This is a genomic window from Nonomuraea wenchangensis, assembly GCF_900111685.1.
GTDB classification, from domain to species: domain Bacteria; phylum Actinomycetota; class Actinomycetes; order Streptosporangiales; family Streptosporangiaceae; genus Nonomuraea; species Nonomuraea wenchangensis.
Map to the genome: position 1 here is coordinate 437,839 of NZ_FOHX01000006.1, position 21,973 is coordinate 459,811.

The 21,973-nt window shown below is 73.2% G+C and carries 20 protein-coding genes; 15 read left to right on the forward strand and 5 right to left on the reverse strand.

The window, feature by feature from the left end; genetic code table 11:
• Complete coding sequence (gene vanY-N / locus BMW85_RS21065; protein WP_091084124.1) at positions 1–561, reverse strand: D,D-peptidase/D,D-carboxypeptidase VanY-N; 561 nt, start codon at positions 559–561, stop codon at positions 1–3.
• Between the two features lie 199 nt (positions 562–760).
• Here vanY-N and BMW85_RS21070 point away from each other — a divergent pair, with 199 nt between their 5' ends.
• From BMW85_RS21070 to BMW85_RS21080, 3 genes are read left to right on the forward strand one after another with little or no spacing between them, the layout of a single operon-like run.
• The gene (locus tag BMW85_RS21070) at positions 761–1,435 is read left to right on the forward strand and encodes a response regulator (protein WP_091083806.1); all 675 of its coding nucleotides are present in this window, start codon (positions 761–763) and stop codon (positions 1,433–1,435) included.
• A 7-nt stretch (positions 1,436–1,442) separates the two neighbouring features.
• On the forward strand, positions 1,443–2,918 hold the full coding sequence (locus tag BMW85_RS21075; RefSeq protein WP_091083809.1) for an ATP-binding protein: 1,476 nt from the start codon (positions 1,443–1,445) through the stop codon (positions 2,916–2,918).
• Positions 2,915–3,517 carry a hypothetical protein gene (locus BMW85_RS21080; protein WP_143082352.1) on the forward strand — a complete coding sequence of 201 codons (603 nt, stop codon included), beginning with the start codon at positions 2,915–2,917 and terminating at the stop codon, positions 3,515–3,517. Before BMW85_RS21075 ends, BMW85_RS21080 begins: the two co-directional genes overlap by 4 nt.
• On the opposite strand, the gene BMW85_RS21085 is transcribed toward BMW85_RS21080, so the two are convergent.
• Entirely contained in the window at positions 3,498–3,800 is a 303-nt protein-coding gene (locus tag BMW85_RS21085) for a hypothetical protein (RefSeq protein ID WP_143082353.1), read from the reverse strand. The two genes, BMW85_RS21080 and BMW85_RS21085, sit on opposite strands and share 20 nt — an antisense overlap.
• A 95-nt stretch (positions 3,801–3,895) precedes the next feature.
• On the opposite strand from BMW85_RS21085, the gene ccmA reads away from it, so the two are divergent.
• On the forward strand, positions 3,896–4,519 hold the full coding sequence (gene ccmA / locus BMW85_RS21090) for a heme ABC exporter ATP-binding protein CcmA (protein ID WP_091083816.1): 624 nt from the start codon (positions 3,896–3,898) through the stop codon (positions 4,517–4,519).
• Entirely contained in the window at positions 4,516–6,165 is a 1,650-nt protein-coding gene (locus BMW85_RS21095) for a DUF6297 family protein (RefSeq protein WP_245774965.1), read from the forward strand. The genes ccmA and BMW85_RS21095 overlap by 4 nt, the downstream gene beginning before the upstream one ends.
• Here BMW85_RS21095 and BMW85_RS21100 read toward each other — a convergent pair.
• Positions 6,135–6,644 (reverse strand): GNAT family N-acetyltransferase, encoded by a 510-nt coding sequence (locus BMW85_RS21100; protein ID WP_245774966.1) that lies wholly within the window; start codon positions 6,642–6,644, stop codon positions 6,135–6,137. The genes BMW85_RS21095 and BMW85_RS21100 overlap by 31 nt on opposite strands.
• Positions 6,645–6,701: 57 nt before the next feature.
• On the opposite strand from BMW85_RS21100, the gene BMW85_RS21105 reads away from it, so the two are divergent.
• From BMW85_RS21105 to BMW85_RS51265, 3 genes are read left to right on the forward strand one after another with little or no spacing between them, the layout of a single operon-like run.
• The gene (locus BMW85_RS21105; protein ID WP_091083820.1) at positions 6,702–6,998 is read left to right on the forward strand and encodes a hypothetical protein; all 297 of its coding nucleotides are present in this window, start codon (positions 6,702–6,704) and stop codon (positions 6,996–6,998) included.
• Positions 6,995–7,132, forward strand: coding sequence for an acyl-CoA thioesterase (locus BMW85_RS51260; RefSeq protein WP_245774967.1), 138 nt, complete (start codon positions 6,995–6,997; stop codon positions 7,130–7,132). The genes BMW85_RS21105 and BMW85_RS51260 overlap by 4 nt, the downstream gene beginning before the upstream one ends.
• Positions 7,129–7,326 (forward strand): hypothetical protein, encoded by a 198-nt coding sequence (locus BMW85_RS51265; RefSeq protein WP_245774968.1) that lies wholly within the window; start codon positions 7,129–7,131, stop codon positions 7,324–7,326. The genes BMW85_RS51260 and BMW85_RS51265 overlap by 4 nt, the downstream gene beginning before the upstream one ends.
• A 21-nt stretch (positions 7,327–7,347) precedes the next feature.
• Here the strand turns inward: BMW85_RS51265 and lepA are convergent, their stop codons facing one another.
• On the reverse strand, positions 7,348–9,177 hold the full coding sequence (gene lepA, locus BMW85_RS21115) for a translation elongation factor 4 (RefSeq protein ID WP_091083823.1): 1,830 nt from the start codon (positions 9,175–9,177) through the stop codon (positions 7,348–7,350).
• A 56-nt stretch (positions 9,178–9,233) separates the two neighbouring features.
• Here lepA and BMW85_RS21120 point away from each other — a divergent pair, with 56 nt between their 5' ends.
• From BMW85_RS21120 to BMW85_RS21150, 7 genes are all read left to right on the forward strand, one after another.
• On the forward strand, positions 9,234–10,232 hold the full coding sequence (locus BMW85_RS21120; RefSeq protein ID WP_091083825.1) for a glycoside hydrolase family 18 protein: 999 nt from the start codon (positions 9,234–9,236) through the stop codon (positions 10,230–10,232).
• Positions 10,233–10,366: 134 nt separating this feature from the next.
• Entirely contained in the window at positions 10,367–10,639 is a 273-nt protein-coding gene (gene rpsT / locus BMW85_RS21125) for a 30S ribosomal protein S20 (protein WP_091083828.1), read from the forward strand.
• 203 nt (positions 10,640–10,842) lie between these two features.
• On the forward strand, positions 10,843–13,893 hold the full coding sequence (locus BMW85_RS21130) for an FtsX-like permease family protein (RefSeq protein ID WP_091083830.1): 3,051 nt from the start codon (positions 10,843–10,845) through the stop codon (positions 13,891–13,893).
• On the forward strand, positions 13,890–16,475 hold the full coding sequence (locus tag BMW85_RS21135; RefSeq protein ID WP_091083833.1) for an FtsX-like permease family protein: 2,586 nt from the start codon (positions 13,890–13,892) through the stop codon (positions 16,473–16,475). The genes BMW85_RS21130 and BMW85_RS21135 overlap by 4 nt, the downstream gene beginning before the upstream one ends.
• A gap of 32 nt (positions 16,476–16,507) precedes the next feature.
• Positions 16,508–17,437 carry an ABC transporter ATP-binding protein gene (locus BMW85_RS21140; RefSeq protein ID WP_091083835.1) on the forward strand — a complete coding sequence of 310 codons (930 nt, stop codon included), beginning with the start codon at positions 16,508–16,510 and terminating at the stop codon, positions 17,435–17,437.
• The gene (locus tag BMW85_RS21145; protein WP_091083837.1) at positions 17,427–18,131 is read left to right on the forward strand and encodes an ABC transporter ATP-binding protein; all 705 of its coding nucleotides are present in this window, start codon (positions 17,427–17,429) and stop codon (positions 18,129–18,131) included. Before BMW85_RS21140 ends, BMW85_RS21145 begins: the two co-directional genes overlap by 11 nt.
• Before the next feature lie 81 nt (positions 18,132–18,212).
• Positions 18,213–20,600, forward strand: a complete 2,388-nt coding sequence (locus BMW85_RS21150; RefSeq protein WP_091083840.1) for an ExeM/NucH family extracellular endonuclease — start codon at positions 18,213–18,215, stop codon at positions 20,598–20,600.
• Positions 20,601–20,943: 343 nt separating this feature from the next.
• Here the strand turns inward: BMW85_RS21150 and holA are convergent, their stop codons facing one another.
• Entirely contained in the window at positions 20,944–21,915 is a 972-nt protein-coding gene (gene holA / locus BMW85_RS21155) for a DNA polymerase III subunit delta (RefSeq protein WP_091084129.1), read from the reverse strand.
• Positions 21,916–21,973: the final 58 nt, after the last annotated feature.

Below are 21,973 nucleotides of genomic sequence, written 5' to 3' on the forward strand. Positions count from 1 at the left end.
CTAGTTCCCGAGGACGTGGCCCACGCCGGGATGAGGCCGTCGTGGCGGTGGCGTGCCGCCGCACTCCGGGCGGTGCTCGAAGTGCCACCATTCGTTGTCGTACAGGCGGTAGAGGTCGTAGCGGGCGCCGTGCTCCTCCAGCCACCGCGCGCCCTCGTGGGGGCGGACGTCCAGCGCGACGCCCTTGACGTGACCGGACTCCGCCGGCGGCAGCACGAGCATGCGCGCCGAGGCCGGGGAGCCGGAGCGGCGGACCTCCTCGTCGAACATCCGCTGCTGGACGGCGGGGTCGCGGTACCCCGAGGTGAGGCCGATGAGCTGGCGGTGCCGCCACAGCGCCTCGGCGCGCGCCGCGGTGAACGCCGCCCTGGCGCCGTCGGTGAGCCCGGTCAGGTCCTCGGCGGGGAAACGCATCCCCAGTGCCCAGCCGCAGGCGAGCTCACGGGCCCGGCCGGGACGGCGGACGAACGCCACGGGCAGCAGCAGCACGGCGAGCACCAGCGTGACGGCGGCGTACAGCCGGTCACGGGGCCGAAGTGGGATGGTGCGTGGTTCGTTCATGGCGAACCACGATCGGCGCCGCATGTGCGCGCGCGGTCAGCCGTATGTCACCGTTCGTCGACGCGTTCGTGGACGGGCCCCGCCGGCGCGACCGTGACACAATCATGACACGACGCTGACGGGGCGAGGACTTGACCGGCCGACAGTGGATGGGTTGACCGACCGACGAGTTACGGAGTGTGCGGTGAAACCCGGGGGCATGTCGCGAATCCTGCTCATCGAGGACGACCCGGCCGTGCGGGAGGGCCTGGAGCTGGCGCTGTCCCGGCACGGGCACTGGGTGCGCGCGGTGGAGTCCGGCGAGCAGGGGCTGGACCGCCTGCGCGCCGACGTCCCCGACGTCGTCGTGCTCGACCTGATGCTGCCCGGCATGGACGGGTTCGAGGTCTGCCGCCGCATCAGGACCACCGGGGACATGCCGATCATCATGCTGACCGCGCGCGGCGACGACATCGACGTCGTGGCCGGGCTGGAGTCGGGCGCCGACGACTACGTGGTCAAGCCCGTGCAGCCCAGGGTGCTGGAGGCCCGCATCCGCGCGGTGCTGCGGCGCATCGGCCGCGACCAGGCGGAGCTGGAACGCCACGGCGACCTGACCATCGACCGGGCCGCGCTGGTGGTCGACAAACGCGGCGTGCCGGTCAGCCTCGCCCCGACCGAGCTGCGCCTGCTGCTCGTGCTCTCCAGCACGCCCGGCCGGGTGCACAGCCGCCAGCAACTGCTGGAGTCGGTGTGGGAGCACGGCTATTTCGGCGACTCGCGGCTGGTGGACGCGTGCGTGCAGCGGCTGCGCGCGAAGATCGAGGACGACTCGGCGGCGCCCGTCTACCTGCAGACGGTGCGCGGGTTCGGCTACCGGTTCGGGCCGGTGTGAGCCGCCGGTGACACCCCTGGGGCTGCGGGCCCGGCTGCTGTTCGCGTTCGCGTTGCTGTGTGTGGTCACCGCGGCGGCGGTGGCCGGCGGGAGCTACGTCCAGGCCCGCAACGACATCCTGCGGCGGACGCAGGACGCCGCCGTGCAGGCGATGACCAGCCGCCTGCAGGCGCTCTACCCCTTGCCGACCACGGACCCCGACCGGGAGGAGCTCGCCGAGATCGCCGAGGCCGCGGCCGACCGGTTCAGTCTCTCGGTCGCCGTCCACGGCGGGCTGCGCGCGCCGGTCCCCCCTCCCCAGCCCCCGCCGCCGGGAGGCGAAGGCCCGGGCTTGGAGGCCCCGATGCAGGCTCTCCTGATGGTGTCACCGGAGTTGGGGCAGGCGGTGGCCGGCGGCAACACCGCGTGGCAGCGGGTGGTGTGGCAGGACAGACCCTGGCTGATCGTCGGCATGCCGCTGCTGGTCACCGAGCCGGGCCTGCCGCCGCAGCCGTCCGGCATCGAGGTCTACGTCGCGCGCAGCCTGCTCGCCGAGAAGCGCAGCATCGACGAGCTCGCCAGACGCGCCTGGCTCACCGGCGGAGCGGCCCTGGCGTTCGCGGTCGTGCTCGCGTCACTGGCCACCCGCGGCGTGCTGGGCCCGGTGCGCGAGCTCGGCCGGGCGGCCCGCCTGCTGGGCGAGGGCGAGCTGCGGACCAGGATCGAGGTCCGCGGCTCCGACGAGCTGGCCGACGTGGCGCGCACGTTCAACGACACCGCCGCGGAGCTGGAACGGCACGTCGAGCAGCTGCGCGCGATGGAGGCCGACGCCCGCAGGTTCGTGGCAGACGTGTCCCACGAGCTGCGCACCCCGCTGGCCGCGCTCGCCGCCGTCGCCGACGTCCTCGACGAGGAGGCGGCCCGGCTGCCCGATCCCGCCGCCAGGGCCGCCCGGCTGGTCAGCCAGGAGACGCACAACCTCACCGCCCTGGTGAACGACCTGATCGAGGTCAGCCGGTTCGACGCCGGCGTCGCCGCCCTCGCGCTGAACGACATCGACGTCGCCGAGCTGGTGCGCGCCACCCTGCGCGCCCGGGGCTGGCCGGAGCGGGTGGACGCCGAGCTGCCGTCCGGGGTGACGGCGCGACTGGACCCGCGCCGGGTGGACGTCATCCTCGCGAACCTGGTCGGCAACGCCCTGCGGCACGGCGAACCGCCGGTGTCGGTGCGCCTGTCCGCCGACCCGGAGTGGATCGAGCTGGAGGTCCGCGACCACGGGCCGGGGCTGGACGAAAAGGTGCTGCCGCACGTGTTCGACCGGTTCTACAAGGCCGGCGCGGCCAGGACCAGGTCCGAGGGCAACGGCCTCGGCCTGGCCATCGCGCGCGAGAACGCGCGCCTGCACCAGGGGGACATCACCGTCACCAACGCCGAGGACGGGGGCGCCGTCTTCACCTTGCGCCTGCCCCGCCGAGCATCCGACCCGGAGGGAGGCCCGGCATGAGGACTCGGTCCGCCACGCCTGCCCTGCCAGGCATCAGGCCCGGACGAAGGCCCGGTGTCAGGACTCGGTCCGCCCGCCGCGCCCTCGCCGCGCTCACCGCGAACTTCGCCGCGCTCGTCGCGGGCTTGGTCGTGCTCGTCGCCGTGGCGGGCTGCGGCGTGCGTCCCAGCGACGTCATCCTCGCAGGCGACCCGCCGAGCGGACCCGTCCAGCGGGCCACGACGGTCACCTTCTACCTGGTCAAGAAAGGCCGGGTCAGCGCGGTGACCCGGCCCGACGGTCACCTGTCCCCGGCGGAGACGCTCGCGCTGCTGGCCGCCGGCCCCACGCCGAGGGAACAGGCGCACGGGCTCACCTCCGAGGTCCCGCCCGACGCCGGCCCGTTCTCGCTGACCGCCACACCGGCCGGCGACCTGGTGGTGACCCTGGCCACTCCCGCCGGCGAGCTGTCGGCGCCGGCCGTCGACCAGATCGTCTGCACCGCCGCCGCCACGAGGCGGGACAGCTCCACCCAGGTCACCATCGTCGGCGCCGGCCAGAGCATCGACGCCCGGACTTGCCCGTCCGCCACTCAGGACGCTACGGACGGGCCGAGTTGAGCTGCGACTCGTCGTCGAACCCGGCCAGCTGTAACAAGGTCTCCAGCGCCGCCTGCCGCGTCTCCTCGACCGAGCCGCCCCGCTCGCCGAAACACTCGGCCGCCACGTCGAGCAGGGCCGTGACCACCGCGGCGTCGGGATAGGGCACGTCCACCAGCACGGTGCCGTCCGCCCCTTCCTCGCTCGCCGCCGGATCGAGATGCAGGCTCAGCAGCCGCCTGGTCTCCTCCGCCACAGCGACCCCAAGCACCGCGGCACGCTCGAAGCGCTCAGAAGCAATCATGGCAACCTCCAGTCGCACAGGTGTTCGGAACGCAAGGTAGCCGACGGCACCGACAGAATCGCCTGTGTGCACGGGGATGTGGCTAGGCTCGAACGGTGGACGAGCCGATCATCAGTGTCGAGAACCTCACGGTCGAGCTCGGCGGCAATCCTGTGCTGCGCGAGCTCACGCTGACCGTGTCCCCAGGCGAGATCGTCGCGGTCGTGGGCCCGAACGGCTCCGGCAAGTCGACGTTGCTCCGCACCCTCGCCGGGCTCCAGCCGGCCTCGGGCGGCGAGGTACGGGTGTTCGGAGCGCCGCCGGCTGACGACGCGGCGTTCTGGCGCGGGGTGGCGCACCTCGGCGACGAGCCCGCCTGGTATCCGGGGCTGACGGCGGGCGAACATCTGGAGCTGATGGCGGCCGTGCATCCGCGTGCCCGGATGGACGTAGGGACGGCTCTGGAGGTGTTCGCCCTGGTGGAGCGGGCGGACGCGGCGCCGCTCAACCTGTCCACCGGGCAGCGGCAGCGGCTCGCGCTGGCGGCCACGCTGCTGAGGCCGAGCCGCGTGCTGCTGCTGGACGAGCCGGAACGCGGCCTGGACCTCGGGTTCCGGCTGCGCCTGGCGGAGTTGCTGGCGGCGTACCGGGACGAAGGCGGCACCGTGGTCATGGCCACCCACGATTCCGGCCTGGCCGCGCACGGACGGCTGATCTCGCCCGTTGGGATGGCGGCATGAGCGCGGGTAGCGGCGTCGGCGCGCGTGGCGGGGCCGGCGCGGGTAGTGGCATCGGCGCGGGTGGCGGGGTCGGCGCCGGGCAGGGGCTGGGTGGCGTGCGGGCGGTGCGGGGGTTCCTGCGGGCGCGGAGCCGGACCCGGTCGACGTCGCTCGACCGGTACGTCACCCTCTTCTGCCTGCTGATGTTCGCCGCCGTCGCCGGGCAGCCGGTGTCGGAGCTGCTGACCGGGCTGGCCGGGGCGGCCGGGACGGTGGAGCCGGCCCGCCTGGGGGCCGGGGTGGCGCTGCTGGCGCTCGGGCTGGCCGGGTTCCTGGCCGCCGCGCGGGCCGCCGGGCCGGTGCTGATGACGGCGCCGGACGCGTCCTGGCTGCTGCTGTCGCCGCTGGACCGCAGGCAGGTGCTCGGGCGTACCGGGCGGGCGCTGCTGATGGTGGCCGTGGCGGCGGGGCTGGTGCTCGGGCTGGGGCTGGTGGCCGTGCTGGGCGCGCCCGACCAGCTCGGCTGGCGGGTGCTCGGCGCGCTGGTGCTCGGGGTGTCGGCGAGCGTGGGGGCGATGGCGCTGGCGGTGCTGGCGCGGGCGTCCCAGTCGTGGCAGATGTGGCTCGTCGTGGCGGTGGTCGCGCTCCTGGTGGTGGCCGTGGTGGCGGTCAGCGGCCAGGTCCGTACGGTGCTCGCGGTCGCCGCGGGCGCTCCCCTGACCGCCATAGCCGTCGCGGCCTCGCTCGCGGCGGCGGGCTCGGCCCTTCTGGCGCGGCAGGCGTGGCGGGCGTTCGGCCGGATCCCGGCGCGGGAGATCGCCGCCGCCTCCACGCGGGGCGGGCACGTCGCGGACGCGGCCACGGGGGTCGATCCCAGTGCGCTCACCTGGATCGCCGAGGACAACCACTGGCGGGGCAGGAGGCTCAGGTCGCGGAGGTGGCCGGCGCTGCCTGCGGCGTTCGCGACCGCCTGGCAGGACTGGCGGCGGCTGGCGCGGCGGCCGGGACGGCTGGCGTTCACGCTGGCGACGGCCGGGCTGCCCGCCCTCCTGGCGCAGGCGGGCGGCGCGCCCGGCATGCTCGGGGCGGTGGTGCTGGCGGGCGGGCTGGCGGTGGCGGCCTCCGCCGCGACCGGGGCGCGCCGCGACGCCGCCAACCCGGCCCTGGCCCGGCTCCTCGGCATCGGCCACCGACCGGGGCTGGCGGCCCGTGCGGTGCTGCCCGCCCTGCTCGCGGCTCTCTGGACGTCGGCCGCCCTCGCGGGCCTCACCCTGACGAACCCCACACCGTCCCCCGCCTCGGCCGCAACACTGGCGACGAGCAGCAGTGCCCCGATGACGGGCGCCGGGTTTGGTCTGGGTGTTGCCGAGCTGGTGTTGTGCGGGGTGTTGGCGGCGCCGGGGCTGGCCGCCGGGGCGTTGCGGATGGTGCGGCGGCGGCCGGTCGATCATTCGCTGCCGGTCATCGACACGGGTGCGGGCCCGGTCCCTCTCGGTCCCGTCCTCTGGGGGGTCACCGGGATCGACCTGGCCCTCGCCGGGTGCCTGCCCGCTCTCCTCGCGTTGTCCACCGCTCCCCCGCAGCCGGGCCCGTACCTGGTGGCTCAGGCCGTGACGGGGGCGGCGGCGCTGGCGGGCTACGTCCTGCGGGCGGGCAGGGCGACGTAGACGTAGCTGGGCACGCCCCCGTACGGGATCGCGCGGTCCCTGCGCATCCCCGCGCGTTCGGCCACCCGGAGCGAGCGCGTGTTGACGTCGCGGATGACCGCGACGACCGTCCCGAGCGGGCCGCCGACGCGTAGCGCCGCTCTGACCAGCTCCACGGCGTACCCGTGGCCCCAGGACATCGGATGGAATCGGTAGTAGAGGTTGAGCACCTCGGCGCCGTCCACGACGGCGTGGCGGAGGCCGCCGACCCCGATGAGGTCCGGTGATGTGAGCGGCCGGGCGGCCCAGTAACCGAGGCCGCGTTCGTCCCAGTCGGCCAGCCAGAGGTCCAGCATCGCGCGGCTGGACTCCAGGTCCGGGGACGGACCGGCCGGGTTGTACACGCTGGTACGCGGATCGGAGTGAAGCTCGTGCACGGCCTCCAGGTCGTCGGCCGTGACGCGAGATAGGAGCATTCGCGCCGTTTGCACCACTTCCATGGTTCCAGCGTAGCCCCTACTATCGGAAGGCAATCGGCACCGATCGAAGGGCGATCGATGGACGTTCCGAAGATCCAGAGCGCGCTGCGGACCATCGCGCGCGGCCTGGAGGAGCTGGCCGGGGCGCTCGGCGACGAGCAGGAGGCCGGCGAGGACGAGCGCACCGCGCGGGTCATCAGGGAGTGGGGCCGGCGCGGGCTCACGCAGAAGGAGGCGTCCGCGCTGTTCCAGCGGCACGGGTTCGCCCCGCAGACCACCGGCGGCTGGGCGCGCGGCGAGTGGGTCGAACTCGGCGACGACGGCCTGCGCTATCTCACCGCGAAGTCGCACGCCTGGTTGGAGGGACGGCCGTGACCTTCTCCGTACGCGTCGCCGTACGCGGCTACGAGCTCGACACGCAGGGCCATCTCAACAACGTCGTCTACCACCAGTACGGCGACCACGCCCGCTGGGAGTGCCTGCGCGCCGCGGGCGTCGAGATCGCGTGACGTGCGCGTTCGAGTGGGGCGCGGGGAAGACGTTCCGGATCAGGCAGGAGTTCCTGCGGGTGGCGGACGGCGCGCCGGCCGCCGAGCTGACCGGCGTCGGCGGCCTCATGGACCTGCGCGAGCGCCGCCTGCTCGACGACCCGGGGGCGCGCTGGCGGGCCCTCGCCCGCGCGCCCGAGGTGCTGAACCTCTGAGCGGGCGGGCCGGCGAGGAGCCTACTTCTTCGGCTTGTCGGAGCTCGAGTCGGTGGACAGCGCGGCGACGAAGGCCTCCTGCGGCACCTCGACGCGGCCGACCATCTTCATCCGCTTCTTGCCTTCCTTCTGCTTCTCCAGCAGCTTGCGCTTACGGGAGATGTCACCGCCGTAGCACTTGGCGAGAACGTCCTTGCGGATGGCCCTGATGTTCTCGCGGGCGATCACCCGGGCCCCGATGGCGGCCTGGATCGGCACCTCGAACTGCTGCCTCGGGATCAGCTCGCGCAGCTTCTTGGCCATGTCGACGCCATAGGTGTAGGCCTTGTCCTTGTGGACGATCGCGCTGAAGGCGTCGACCGGCTCGCCCTGGAGCAGGATGTCGACCTTGACGAGGTCGGCCTCCTGCTCGCCGGCCGGCTCGTAGTCGAGCGAGGCGTAGCCGCGGGTGCGGGACTTGAGCTGGTCGAAGAAGTCGAAGATGATCTCGCCGAGGGGCAGCGTGTAGCGGATCTCGACGCGGTCCTCCGACAGGTAGTCCATGCCGAGGAGCTGGCCGCGCCGCCCCTGGCAGATCTCCATGATCGCCCCGATGAACTCGGACGGCGCCAGGATCGTGGACTTGGTGATCGGCTCGCGGACGGTCGCGATCTTGCCGCCGGCCGGGAACTCCGACGGGTTGGTGACCGTGAACTCCTTACCGTCCTCCATGACGACCTGGTAGATCACGTTGGGCGCGGTGGAGATGAGCGACAGGCCGAACTCGCGCTCCAGCCGCTCGCGCACGATCTCCATGTGCAGCAGCCCGAGGAAGCCGACGCGGAAGCCGAACCCGAGCGCGGCGGAGGTCTCGGGCTCGTAGACCAGCGCGGCGTCGTTGAGCTGGAGCTTGTCGAGCGCCTCGCGCAGCTCGGGGTATTCGTCGCCGTCGATCGGATAGAGGCCGGAGAACACCATCGGCTTGGGGTGCTCGTAGCCGGCCAGCATCTCGCCGGCGGGCTTGGTGGCCGAGGTGACGGTGTCACCGACCCGCGACTGGCGGACGTCCTTGACGCCGGTGATGAGGTAGCCCACCTCGCCGACGCCTAGGCCGAGGTCGGCGGGCTTGGGCTCGGGTGAGATGACGCCGATCTCCAGCGTCTCGTGGGTGGCGCTGGTGGACATCATGAGGATGCGCTCGCGCTTGCCCAGGTGGCCGTCCACGACCCGGACGTAGGTGACCACGCCGCGGTAGGTGTCGTAGACGGAGTCGAAGATCAGCGCCCGCGCCGCGGCGTCGGCCTCGCCCACCGGTGCGGGGATGGTCCGCACGACGTGGTCGAGCAGCTCGCGTACGCCCTCGCCGGTCTTGCCGGAGACCCTGAGCACGTCGGACGGGTCGCAGCCGATGAGCCCGGCCAGCTCCTCGGCGAACTTCTCCGGCTGCGCGGCGGGCAGGTCGATCTTGTTGAGGACCGGGATGATGTTGAGGTCGGCGTTCATGGCCAGGTAGAGGTTGGCCAGCGTCTGCGCCTCGATGCCCTGGGCCGCGTCGACCAGCAGGATCGCGCCCTCGCACGCCTGGAGCGACCGGGAGACCTCGTAGGTGAAGTCGACGTGCCCCGGCGTGTCGATCATGTTGAGCACGTGGCCGTCCCACGGCAGGCGGACCGCCTGCGACTTGATGGTGATGCCGCGCTCTCGCTCGATGTCCATCCGGTCGAGGTATTGGGCGCGCATGGAGCGGTCGTCGACCACCCCGGTGATCTGCAGCATCCGGTCGGCAAGGGTCGACTTGCCATGGTCGATGTGCGCGATGATGCAGAAGTTGCGGATCAACGCGGGGTCGGTCTGGCCAGGCTGAGTGCGCACCGAAGTCCGTTTCAACAGGGTTGAGGTCAAGCAGTCTTCTATGGTGACATGCCCGGATGATTGCCCGGACCGTCATTCGCCGCGGCCTGCGCCTGCTCGCGCTTGCCTTGGTCGTCGTGGCCGCGCTGGCCGGCCTGCTCGCCGCCGCGCTCCGCGTTCAGTTTACCGGTGCCCCGGCCGAGTGGGCGAAGAGCACGGGAGATGACGCTCTGTGGCTGGGGCACATGTGGGTGGACGGCCGGCGCGGGGAGGCGGACGTCGAGGGGCTGGCGCGGCGGCTGGAGGCGACGGGAATCAAGGACGTGTACGTCCATTCCGGACCGTTCGGATGGGACGGCCGCCTCGATCCCGCCAAATACCCCAACGCCCGAAATTTCGTCCAATGGATGCATAAGCACCTGCCGAACGTCCGCGTCTCCGCCTGGCTCGGCCAATCCGTCGACAACGCCTTCGACCTCGACGACCCCGGGGCCCGCGACAACGTCCTGGCCGGCGTGGCCGCGATCATGGAGCAGGGCTACGACGGCGTCCACTACAACTTCGAGCCCGTCGGCGACGGCGACACCGAATTCCTCGACCTGCTCGAACGCACCCGCCGGCACACCGGGCTGCTGTCCACGTCGGTGCCCCAGATCGAGCCCTACCCCGGCCTGCGCCTGACCGCGCGGGCCGTGCTCGGCCACGACAAGTACTGGTCGCCGGGGTTCTTCCAACAGGTCGCGGCCCGCGTCGACCAGGTCGCCGTCATGACGTACGACTCCGGCACGCCCGCGCGCTCGCTCTACGGCGGCCACGTCGCCCGCCAGGCCGAGCTGGCCCTGGACCTGACGCCGGCGGGCAAGCACCTGCTCATCGGCGCGCCCGCCTACCACGACCACGGGCTGCCCTGGCTGGACGCGGCGGAGAGCGTCGCCGTGGCCGCCGAGGGCGCCCGCCTGGCGCTGACCGAGCACGGCCCCCGCCCACGCTTCGGCCTGGCCCTCTACGTGGACTTCGCGGCCACCGAGGAGGACTGGCGGGAGTACATGACCGGCTGGATGGCCGTAGACTCGTGACAGCCCATTCGCCCAGGCTGTTGATTTGAGGAGCCGCCTGGGTTATTGGTAACCTGTTCAACTGCGTGTGTGGCGCGCCCTCTCTCGAGCCCGCGCGCCCCATCCATCACTCAGACTTTCACCGAGGCTTCTTCGTGGCGAACATCAAGTCCCAGATCAAGCGCAACAAGCAGAACGAGAAGGCTCGTCTGCGCAACAAGGCGGTCAAGTCCTCTCTGAAGACGGCCGTCCGCAAGTTCCGCGAGGCCGCCGAGCAGGGCGACGTGGAGCAGGCCGCCGCGCTGCAGCGGGTGGCCGCCCGCCAGCTCGACAAGGCCGTCAGCAAGGGCGTCATCCACAAGAACCAGGCCGCCAACCGCAAGTCGGCCATCGCCAAGCAGGCCGCCGCCCTGGCCACCGCCAAGTAAGGCCGGCCGACCCAAGGCACGGCACGCCGGGCCTGACACTGCGGACGCCGCTCCCATAGGGGGCGGCGTTCTCGTTTTCTCCACTGTTTCGTCACGGTTTCGATATCACACCGCCGTATCGGGTGAGTCACCGTTCCAGAGATCACCTTGATTGCGTCCGGCCCCTCCCTGAAGGTGCACTCAACGGACAAGAGGGGGATCGGATGCGGGGGCCGCTGGTCGTCAAGCGGGCGTTCAGCGAGCCGCTGCTCCTGCTGGCCGCGTTCGGGGCGATCCTGCTGGCCACCACCACGCTGGTGGCGCTGACGATGTACGCCTCCTCCATCGCCGACGCGGGCGTCCGCCGGACGATGGAGACCGCCTCGTTCCGCCAGACCGCCGCCGTCATCAGCGCCCCCGTCACCGCCGAGACCTTCCCCGGCTACGACCGCGCGGTCCGCGACGAGCTCACCCGCGCCTACGGAGCCGCCCCGGCGATCGGCACCAGCTTCCGCTCCGACTCCTACGTGATGCCGGGCCAGGACGGCGAGCCGCAGCCCGAGCTGCTCAGGTTCGGCAGCTACGACGGGCTCGACCGGCACGCCAGGCTCGTCTCGGGGAGCTGGCCGCGGCCCGGCGGCCAGGCCGTCGAGGCGGCGATCTCGCTGCCCGCCGCCTCCGCCGCCGGCTTCGAGGTGGGCCGCGAGTTCACCACGAAGGGCCGGCTCGACCCGCGCCCGGTCACCGTGCGCGTGGTCGGCGTCTTCCAGCTCACCGACCCCGCGGGCGAACGCTGGGCGAACGAGCCGCTGCTCACGCGGGGCGTCGAGCGCGGCGACTTCACCACGTACGGCCCGCTGATGATCCCCCGCGAGACCTTCCTCGCCCGCTTCGCCACCAGCGTCAACGCCACCTGGACCGCCGAGCCCGACCTCGGCGCGCTCACGCCGGAGCGGCTGCGCCCGCTGGCGGACGCGCTCGGCCAGGTCGGCGAGCGGCTCAAGCAGGGCGGCTGCCCGAGCTGCGTGGCGTCGGGGCGGCTGCCCGAGATCCTCACCCAGCTCGACACGGCGTCCCTGGTGGCGCGCTCGACGATGCTGATCCCGGTGCTGCAGCTGCTGCTGCTGGCCGCGTACGCGCTGATGCTCACCGCCCGGCTGCTGGCCGAGCACCGGCGCATGGAGGTGGCGCTGCTGCGCTCGCGCGGGGCGGGCACCGGCCGGCTGGCCGCGCTCGCCGGCGGCGAGGCGCTGCTGGTGGCGCTGCCCTGCGCGATCGTCGCGCCGTTCCTCGGGCCGCCGCTGCTGGCGCTGGTCGGCGAGCTGCCGTGGATCAGGTCCACGGGCGTGCGGCTCGCGCCCTCGGCCGATCTCGGCACGTTCCTGGTCTCCTCGGCGGTGGCGCTGGCCGCGGCCGTGCTGCTGGCGCTGCCGGCGCTGGCGGGGGCGCGGCGCACGTACGTGGAGGAGCAGTCGGCGCGCGGGCGCGGCGGCGGGCGCGGGCTGGTCGAGCGGGCGGGCGCGGACCTCGCGCTGCTGGTCGTGGCCGGTCTGGCGATCTGGCAGCTGCGCCGCTACGGCGCGCCGGTCACCACGACGGCCGGCGGCGGGCTCGGCATCGACCCGCTGATCATCTCCGGGCCGGCGCTGGCCCTGCTCACCGGCGGCATGCTGGGCCTGCGGCTGGTGCCGCGGGTGTCGAAGCTGGCGGCGCGGCTCACCGCCCGGCGGCGTACGCTGGCCCCCGCGCTGGGAGCCTGGCAGGTGAGCCGGCGGCCCCTCACGTACGCGGGGCCGGCGCTGCTGCTGACCATGGCGATCGCCATCGGCGTGGTCTCCCTGGCCACCGCGGCGACCTGGCGTACCTCCCAGCTCGACCAGGCCAGGCACCAGGCAGGGGCGGACCTGCGGCTGTCCGGGCCGCCGGACGGGCCGGAGCTGGGCGCGCTCGGGCGCGGCACGGCGTTCACCGCGCTGCCCGGCGTCACCGCCCACTCCCCCGCCTTTCGGGGTCAGAGCGAGGTCAGCGGCGAGAGCGCGCTGCTGCTCGGCCTGGACGCGGCCCGGCTCGGCGAGCTGTTCCACCTGCGGGCCGACCTGTCGGAGCAGAGCGTCGCGCAGCTGTCCCGTGCCCTCGCGGGAAGTCGGGCGGGCGGGCTGGCGCTGCCCGGCGAGCCCGCCACGCTGACCGTACGGGCCGAGGCGGACGCCGCGCTGCCCGTCCGGCTGGTGCTCTCCGACGCGCTCGGCGTGTGGCGGGACCTGCCGCTCGGCCCGTTGCGGGAGGGCGGCAACCAGGTGGAGCTCGACCTGAAGGAGCTGGCCGGACGGTCCGGGAAGATCACCTATCCGCTGACGCTGCGCGGCCTGATCGCGGGCGCGTCCCGCGCGGAGGCCACGGTGAAGGTGACCGGGATCAGCGCCGACGGCCGCGAGGTGCCCGACGCCGCGCTGTCGGTCACGGCGACCGACCGGCCGGCCGCCGCGGCCTACGGGCCCGGCGCCGCGCCCGGGCCGCTGCCCGTGGTGCTCACCGCCGACCTCGCCGCCGCGCTCAAGCTGGACGCCGGGCAGACCGGACCGGTCAGCATCGACCGGCGGGTGCTCCAGGTCACGGTGGCAGGTGTGGTGGACAGCATGCCGACGGCCGTGGCCGGGCAGCAGGCGCTGCTGGTGGACTGGGGGACGTTGCAGGCGTACGAGCTGGGGGCGGCGCAGCCGCCGAGACCGGCCACCGAGTGGTGGCTGGCCGCCGCCGACCCCGCGCCCGCCCGCGCCGCGCTGCGCGAGCAGCCAGGCTGGGACGTCAGCGTCGTCGACGAGCGTGAGCTCGCCGCGAAGCTGCGCGACGACCCGCTCGCGAGCGGGCTGCAGGGGGCGCTGATGCTGGGCTTCGGGGCGGCGCTGGTGTTCGCCGGGCTCGGCTTCCTGGTGAACGCGGCCGTCGCGGCGCGCGAGCGGAGGGCCGAGTTCGCCGTGCTGCGCGCGCTCGGCACGAGTGCGCGGCAGATGTTCGGGCTGCTGGCGGTGGAGCAGGCGTTCGTCGTCGGGCTGTCGCTGGCCGCGGGTACGGGGCTCGCCGTGGTCGTCGGAGCGCTGGTGGTGCCGCACATCGTGCTGACCGGGCAGGCCTCGGCCGTGACGCCCGGCGTGCTGCTGGAGATCCCGTGGGGCGCCACGGGCCTGATGCTGGCGCTGGTGGCGGCGGTGCTGTTCGCCATCGTCGCCGGGCTGGCGCGGCGCCTGCGCCGCGGGCAGATCCTGGAGGACCGGTGAGGATCGCGCTGCTGGCCCGGGCGCACGCGGGCGCGCTGGTCGTGCTCTTCGTGCTGACCGCGCTCGCCTGCCTGCTGGTGTCGGGGCTGCCCCGGGCCACGCAGGCGGCCTTCGACCGGGCGCTGCAACGCGCGCTGATCTCCGCGCCCGCGGTGCGTACGGACCTGACCGTGGCGGGCGAGTCCCGCTCCCCCCGCGAGGACCTGCACGAGCCCGCCGCGTTCGCCGAGCGCGAGCGGCGCTGGCGGGCGCTGCTGCCCGCCACGCTGCGTCCGCTGGTCGCCCCCGCCGGGCACATGAGCGCCAAGACCAGCCTCACGCCCGTCACCGGGACCGGCGGCCACACCTACATCAACCTGGGCTGGCTGTCCGACGCCGACCGGCGGGTGGACTGGGTGGCGGGCCGCGCGCCCGGCGCGCCCTCCACGACGCGCTTCCAGGGGCAGCGGATCCCGCTGTTCGAGGTGGGGGTCGTCGAGGAGGCGCTCGACCAGATGAACCTCCGCCTCGGCGACACCCGTACGCTCGGCGAGAGCGACTTCGCGGCCGTGCGGATCGTCGGCGTCTTCCGCGCCAAGGACCCCGCCGACCGCTACTGGACCCACAACACCGACATCCTGCACGTCACCAAGCTGCAGCCGCCCGGCAAGCTGGACTTCGAGTTCCACACCACGACCCTCATCCCGGACGCCGCGCTCGCCGCGCTGAGCGGCGAGTCCCGCAACCTGACCTACCGCTGGGTGCTGCCGCTGAACGGGCAGGCCGCGAGCGCGCTGGCCGTGCCCGGCATCGGGGCGGGGGTCGCCGAGCTCGAACGCGTGCTGACCCTCCAGGCCACGGCGTCCACCCCCTACCGGCTGGAGACCGGGCTGCCCAAGGTGCTCGGCGACTTCACGGCGGGGCTGGCAACGGCGCAGACCGTCATGTACCTGCTGCTCGCCGGGCTGCTCGCGGTCGCGCTCGGCGTGATCGTGCTCGGCGTGCGGCTGCTCACCGACCGTCTGGACCAGACGCTCGCGCTCGCCCGCGCCCGTGGCGGCTCGCTGCGGCAGGTGGCGGGGACGGGCGCGGCGCTCACCGCGGCGGCGGTCGTCCCCGCCGCGCTCGCCGGGTACGCACTCGCCTTCCTCGTCCCCGGTCCCGTGCTGCCGCTCGCGCATCTCGGGCCGGCGTTCGTGCTGGTGGCGGGCGTGGGGTTCGGGGCGGCGCGGGTGGCGCTCGCGCACCGGACGCCGCTGCACGAGCGGCGCGACGACGTGGCCGCCGCCCGGCCGTCGGCGCGGCGGATCACGGTCGAGGCGCTGGTCGTGGTGCTCGCGCTGACGGGGGCCTACCTGCTGCGGGCGCGCGGGCTGTCGGCGCAGGCGGGGCTGGACCCGTTCCTGCTGCTGGTGCCGATCGCGCTGACGTTGGCGGCGGCGCTGGTCACGGTGCGGTGCTATCCGTACCCGCTGCGGCTGCTCGTCCGGCTCGCCGCGCGCGGGCGCGGGGCGGTGCCGTTCCTGGGGCTGACCCGGGCGGCGCGGGCCCGCGCGGCCGGCGGGCTGCCGGTGCTGATCCTGCTGCCCGCGCTGGCCGTGTCGGTGTTCGCGGCGGTCATCTCGGACGGCATCACCGGTACGCAGCGGCTGGCCTCCTGGCAGCAGGTGGGCGCGCCCATCAAGGTCACCTCGACGATCGAGATCCCGGCCGCGACGATCGACAGGATCCGCGCGACGCCCGGCGTCGAACAGGTCGTGACCGCCCAGACCGCGCGGGTGCAGCTCGGCTACTCCAGCGAGCGCGCCGAGGCCATCGCCGTGGACGTCGCCCAGTGGCGGCGGCTGCTCGCCGGGGCGCCCATCGGCCTGCCCGAGCTGCCCGGCGGCCCGTCCGCGCTGGTCTCGCCCGAGCTGCGGGACCGAGGGACGCTCGACATCGGCTGGCAGTCGCGGATCAAGGCCAAGGTGGCGGGCGCCATCGACGCGGTGCCCGGCTTCTACCGCACCGGGAAGTTCGTGGTCCTGCCGCAGGACGTGCTGACCCGGCCGGCCGTCAACACGCTGCTGATCAAGGGCGACGTCGCGCCGGGCGAGGTGGCGCGGCTGGTCCCGTCGGCCACCGTCGAGTCCCAGGAGGGGGCGCTGGCCGCCATCCAGGGCGATCCGCTCACCGGCGCGGTCCGTACGACGCTGGTCGTGGTGACCGTGGCGCTGGCGCTCTACGCGCTGGTGGCGGTGATCCTGTCGCTGGTCGTGGGGGCCGCCGACCGGGCCAGGGCGGTGGCGTTCCTGCGTACGCTGGGGCTGTCGGACCGGCAGGCGCAGCGGCTCACCATGCTGGAGGTGCTGCCGATGGTGCTGGTGACGGCGCTCGTCGGGTTCGGGCTGGGGCTGGCGCTGCCGGCCGCGCTCGGCCCCGGCGTCGACCTGTCCGCGTACGCCGGGGACCTGCCCGTCGGCGGCTACTCCCCCGACCTGCTCACGCCGGGCGCGCTGGCGGCCGGGCTGGCCCTGGTCGCGGTGCTCGGCGCGTACGCGCACACCGCGCTCGACCGGCGGCGCGACCTCGGCGGCGCGCTCCGCGCCGGAGACCTCTCATGAACGTGCCCCCCGTCCCCGCAGGAGGAGTCGCGATGAATCCAACCCTGTCCGAGCTGGAGGCCAAGGCCACGCGCGGGAAGGCGGCCTTCGGCAGCGACGCGCACATCGTCTGCGACAACCTCGTCCGCATCTACAAGACCGAAGGCGTCGAGGTCGTCGCGCTGCAGGGCCTCGACCTGGTGATCGACGAGGGCGAGCTGGTCGCCATCGTCGGCGCGTCGGGGTCGGGCAAGTCGACGCTGCTCAACGTGCTGTCCGGGCTCGACGTGCCGACCGCGGGGGTGGCCAGGGTGGCGGGCATGGACCTGCTGTCCATGACGCCCAAGGACCGGCTGCGCTACCGGCGGTCGGTGGTCGGGTTCATCTGGCAGCAGACGGCCCGCAACCTGCTGCCCTACCTGAACGCCAGGGAGAACGTCGAGCTGCCGATGAAGCTCGCCGGCGTGCCGCGTAAGGACCGCGGCCGGGCCATGGAGCTGCTGGAGCTGCTCGGCGTGGCCTCCTGCGCCGGCCGGCGGATCCCCGAGATGTCGGGCGGCGAGCAGCAGCGGGTGGCCATCGCCGTCGCCCTGGCCAACTCCCCGCAGCTCATCCTCGCCGACGAGCCCACCGGCGAGCTCGACAGCGAGACCTCGGGGCAGGTCTTCGAGGCGCTGCGCACCGCGAACCGGCAGCTCGGCGTGACCGTCGTCATCGTCACCCACGACCCCATGGTGGCCGGGCAGGTGGACCGGACGATCGGCATCCGCGACGGGCGTACCAGCAGCGAGACGCTGCGCCGCGAGGGCGCCGAGGGCGAGATCGTCGCCGAGGAGTACGCCGTGCTCGACCGCGTGGGGCGGCTGCAACTCCCCCGCGACTTCATGAACGCCCTGAACATGGAGCGCCGGGTGCGCCTGGAGCTGGAGAGCGACCACATCGGCGTGTGGCCCGCACGGGAGGAGCCCTCTGATGAGCGATGAACCGTTGGTCGTGGTGGAGGGGCTGCGCAAGGTCTACCGCAGCGGCCCCAAGGAGGTCGTGGCGCTGCGGGAGGTGTCGTTCGTCGTGCGGCCCGGGGAGCTGGTCGCCGTACGCGGCCGCTCCGGCTCCGGCAAGACCACCCTGCTCAACCAGATCGGCGGCCTGGACCGGCCGGACGCCGGCCGGGTGCTGGTCTCCGGCCAGGACGTCACGGCGATGTCCGAGGACGCGCTGCTGGAGCTGCGCAGGGACGTGGTCGGCTTCGTGTTCCAGTCGTTCGGGCTGATCCCCGTGCTGTCGGCGGCCGAGAACGTCGGGGTGCCGATGCGGCTGGCCCGGATGCCGGTCGAGGAGCGCGAGGCCCGCGTCCGGATGCTGCTCGCCCTGGTGGGGCTGGAGCAGCACGCCAACCAGCGGCCGTTCGAGCTGTCCGGCGGCCAGCGGCAGCGGGTCGCGATCGCCCGGTCCCTGGCGAACCGGCCCCGCCTCCTCGTGGCCGACGAGCCGACGGGGCAGCTCGACTCGCAGACGGGGCGGCAGATCATGGAGCTGCTGCGGGCGCTCGTCCGCAGCGAGGGCGTCACGGCGCTGGTCGCCACCCACGATCCCACCCTGATCACGCTGGCGGACCGGGTCCTGGAGATCAGCGACGGCGTCGTCCACGAGGCGGACCTGGCCGCACCGGCCGGTTGATCGGGGCTTACGTCCGAAAGTTCACGGCTCGTCTACTCTTTACATAGGGTTCTGGTGGTTTGTCGGTTTACGCTCGCCGACATGCATGCAAAGCCCCGGGTCCCGGCGATCCTCTTAGCGGCCGGCGCCCTCGCCGCCACGTTCGCCGCCCTGCCCGCGACCTCCGCGTCCGCGGCTCCCGCGAACGTGGTCATCAGCCAGGTCTACGGCGGAGGCGGCAACTCCGGCGCCCCCTTCACCAACGACTACGTGGAACTGTTCAACCGGAGCGACGCCCCCGTGCCGCTGGACGGCTGGTCCGTTCAGTACACCAGCGCCACCGGCACCGGGAACTTCGCCGCCAACACGGCCGCGCTCTCCGGCACCCTCGCCCCCGGCCAGTACCACCTGGTGCAGCTCGCGGCGGGCAACACCCCGAGCGCCGCGCTCCCTCAGCCCGACAGCACCGGCTCGATCAACATGAGCGGCAGCGCGGGCAAGGTCGCGCTGGTCCGCTCCGCCACCGGCCTGGCCTGCAACGGCTCCACCGCGCCCTGCTCCGCCGAGCAGCTCGCACTGCTCGCCGACCTGGTCGGGTACGGCAGCGCGAACTTCTCCGAAGGCGCCCCGGCACCCGCGCTCACCAACGCGACCGCCGCCTTCCGCAGGAGCGGCGGCTGCGCCGACACCGACGACAACGGCGCCGACTTCGAGGTCGCGGCCCCCGCGCCGCGCAACTCCGCCACAGCCGTGGCGCCCTGCGGCGCCGACCCGTCGCCTTCCCCCACGGTGACGCCGACGGCGACGCCCACGGTGACGCCGACGGTGACGCCCACTCCCACGGTGACGCCCACGCCTCCTGAGACCTGCGACATCCCGTCCACGCACCCCATCTCCCAGGTGCAGGGCAACGGCGAGACCAGCCCGCTCGCCGGGCAGAACGTCCGGGTGGAAGGCGTCGTCACCGGCTCCTTCCAGGGCTCCGGCGGGCTCGGCGGCTTCTACCTCCAGTCCCTCACCCCGGACGCCGACCCGGCGACCTCCGAGGGCCTGTTCGCCTTCACGTCCACGCCCGTCAAGCCCGGCGACCGGGTGCTCGTCTCCGGCAAGGCCGTCGAGTTCAACGGCCTCACCGAGCTCTCGCCGGTCACCGCGGTGAACGTCTGCGGCACCGGCGCGGTCAAGCCCGTCAAGGTGAAGCTGCCGCTCCCCAAGAACGTCACCTTCGAGCGGTACGAGAACATGCTCGTGACCTTCCCCGACGACCTCGTCGCCTCCGAGGTCTACAACCTCGGCCGGTTCGGCGAGATCACCCTCGCCGAGGACGAGCGGCTGTGGCAGCCGACCGACCGCAAGGGCGTGGACCCCGCGAAGGACGCGCGGCGTACGATCCTGCTGGACGACGGCTCCAACGCGCAGAACCCGGCGACGCTGCCGTACCACACCGAGGGCGCGGCGAGCGTACGGCTCGGCGACGAGGTCGAGGACCTGACCGGCGTCCTCAGCTACGGCTTCGACGTCTACCGCGTGCAGCCGACCCGGCCCGTGGTCTTCACCGCCGAGAACCCGCGCCCTGCCCGGCCCGAGAAGGTCGGCGGCGACGTACGGGTGGCGAGCCTCAACACCCTCAACTGGTTCACCACGCTCGGCTCCCGGGGCGCGACCAACGCCGCCGAGCGGGACCGCCAGCTCGCCAAGCTGGTCGCCACCATCACCGCGCTCGACCCGGACGTGGCCGGCCTGATGGAGATCCAGCGCAACGGCGACGTGGCGCTCAACGCCCTGGTCGACGCGCTCAACGCCAAGGCCGGCGCGGGCACCTACAAGGGCATCACCCACCCGAACCCCGGCACCGACCTCATCCAGACCGCGCTGATCTACAAGCCCGGCAAGGTGACCCCGGTCGGCGCGGCCCGGTCGTCGGCCGACCCGATCTTCAACCGCCCGCCGCTGGTGCAGACCTTCGGGGCGGCCGACGGCAAGGGCAAGACGTTCACCGTGCTGGTGAACCACTTCAAGTCCAAGGGCTGCACCGACGGCGACGAGACCGCCAGCGGCGACGACGCCGACCAGGGCGACGGGCAGAGCTGCTACAACGCCAAGCGCGTCAAGCAGGCCCGGGCGGTGCTGGCTCTGATCGACGACCTGCGGCTGCCGAACGCCCTCGTCCTCGGCGACCTCAACGCCTACGGCGAGGAGGACCCCATCCACGTCCTCGAGGACGCCGGGCTCACCAGCCTGAGCAAGAAGCACGTCAAGAAGGACGACCGCTACAGCTACGTCTTCGAGGGCCTGTCCGGCGAGCTCGATCACGTACTGGCCGACAAGGGGGCACGCAAGCTCGTGACCGGCGCCACGATCTGGCACATCAACGCCGACGAGGGCCGGTTCATGGACTACAACACGGAGTTCAACCCGCCCTACCTGTACGCCCCCGACCCGTTCCGCTCCTCCGACCACGACCCGCTCCTGGTGGGCCTGCGCCTCTGACCTGAGGGCGGTCCGCCTTCCCGCCCCTTTGCGCCGGCCTACCCTCCCGGCGCAAAGGGGCTCCCCGACCCAGCCACACAAACAGCTCCCCACCCGCCCGGCCCACACTCCAGAAGCACCGGCCACAGCGGGGGAGGACACAGAACCAGCAGCAGCACCAGCGACGGCAGTGCGCCGGGCCGCTACATGCTCACCTACGGCAACATCCAGTAGCTGCCCGCCGAGTTGGACCGCCGGCGGCAGAAGACGCAGCAACAGCCACAATGGCAGCGACGGCAGCAGCAGCCGAGGTCACCTACCTTGGCGGCTCGCTGCAACCACCTGCCGGTGCGGCTCCAACCGCTCACCTGCCGGTGCGGCTCGCCACGATGACCTGCACCGTGTGCTCCAGCGCGTAGGCCGGATCCGCTCCTCCGCCCTTGACCTGCTCATCCGCGTCGGCCACCGCCTGGATGGCCCTCGACAACCCGTCCGGCCCCCACCCGTTGAGCTGCCGCTTCACCCGGTCCACCTTCCAGGGCGGCATGCCGAGCTGACCGGCGAGCTGCGCCCCCCGCGCGTTGCGCGGTGCCCCGGCGACCTTGGCCAGGGAACGCAACCCGTTGGCCAGCGCGCTCACCAGCAGCACCGGCGCCACTCCGGTGCCGAGCGCCCACCGGAGCTGCTCCAGCGCCTCCGCCAACCGCCCCTCGATGGCCGAGTCGGCCACGTTGAACCCGCTGACCTCCGCCCGCCCCTTGTGGTAGCGGGCCACGGAAGCCGTACCGATCGTCCTGTCATCCGTGTCGAACACGAGCTGGCTGCACGCGGCCGCCAGCTCCCGCAGGTCGTTGCCCACCGCGTCGAGCAGCGCCTGCGCCGCGTCCGGCGCGATCCCCCGCCCGGCCCGCTTGAACTCACCCTTGATGAAGTCGAGCCGCTCACCGGCCTTGGTGACCTTGTTGATCGTGATCACCGCGGCCTTGGCCTTCTTCACCCCGTCGACCAGCGCCTTCCCCTTGACCCCGCCGGGGTGCGCCAGCACGAGCACGGTGTCGTCGGACGGCTGCTTGGCGTACGTCACGATCTCCGTGATCACGTCCTTGGGCAGATCCTGCGCGTTCCTGATCACCACCACCGACCGATCCCCGAACAACGACGGCGAGGTCAGCTGGGTCAGCTCCCCTGTCGTCACCTTGCCCCCGAGGAGGTCGTGCACCTCGGCGCTCGGATCGACGGCCCTGGCCGCCGCGACCACGCCACTCACCGCCCGCTCGGCCAGCAGTTCCTCATCGCCGAGGACGAGGGTCACAGGTGCTGGATCGGTTGCCGCCATGCCAGGCAGCATGCCATGCACCACCGACAACCCGGTACTCGAACCTCACACCCGACGC

What these genes read in the sequence shown, in the direction of transcription:
- vanY-N (WP_091084124.1), bottom strand. Translation starts at nt 561, where the DNA reads ATGAACGAACCACGCACCATCCCACTTCGGCCCCGTGACCGGCTGTAC.
- BMW85_RS21070 (WP_091083806.1), top strand. Translation starts at nt 761, where the DNA reads ATGTCGCGAATCCTGCTCATCGAGGACGACCCGGCCGTGCGGGAGGGC.
- BMW85_RS21080 (WP_143082352.1), top strand. Translation starts at nt 2,915, where the DNA reads ATGAGGACTCGGTCCGCCACGCCTGCCCTGCCAGGCATCAGGCCCGGA.
- BMW85_RS21085 (WP_143082353.1), bottom strand. Translation starts at nt 3,800, where the DNA reads ATGATTGCTTCTGAGCGCTTCGAGCGTGCCGCGGTGCTTGGGGTCGCT.
- BMW85_RS21095 (WP_245774965.1), top strand. Translation starts at nt 4,516, where the DNA reads ATGAGCGCGGGTAGCGGCGTCGGCGCGCGTGGCGGGGCCGGCGCGGGT.
- BMW85_RS21100 (WP_245774966.1), bottom strand. Translation starts at nt 6,644, where the DNA reads ATGGAAGTGGTGCAAACGGCGCGAATGCTCCTATCTCGCGTCACGGCC.
- BMW85_RS21105 (WP_091083820.1), top strand. Translation starts at nt 6,702, where the DNA reads ATGGACGTTCCGAAGATCCAGAGCGCGCTGCGGACCATCGCGCGCGGC.
- BMW85_RS21120 (WP_091083825.1), top strand. Translation starts at nt 9,234, where the DNA reads ATGATTGCCCGGACCGTCATTCGCCGCGGCCTGCGCCTGCTCGCGCTT.
- BMW85_RS21130 (WP_091083830.1), top strand. Translation starts at nt 10,843, where the DNA reads ATGCGGGGGCCGCTGGTCGTCAAGCGGGCGTTCAGCGAGCCGCTGCTC.
- BMW85_RS21140 (WP_091083835.1), top strand. Translation starts at nt 16,508, where the DNA reads ATGAATCCAACCCTGTCCGAGCTGGAGGCCAAGGCCACGCGCGGGAAG.
- BMW85_RS21145 (WP_091083837.1), top strand. Translation starts at nt 17,427, where the DNA reads ATGAGCGATGAACCGTTGGTCGTGGTGGAGGGGCTGCGCAAGGTCTAC.
- BMW85_RS21150 (WP_091083840.1), top strand. Translation starts at nt 18,213, where the DNA reads ATGCATGCAAAGCCCCGGGTCCCGGCGATCCTCTTAGCGGCCGGCGCC.
- holA (WP_091084129.1), bottom strand. Translation starts at nt 21,915, where the DNA reads ATGGCGGCAACCGATCCAGCACCTGTGACCCTCGTCCTCGGCGATGAG.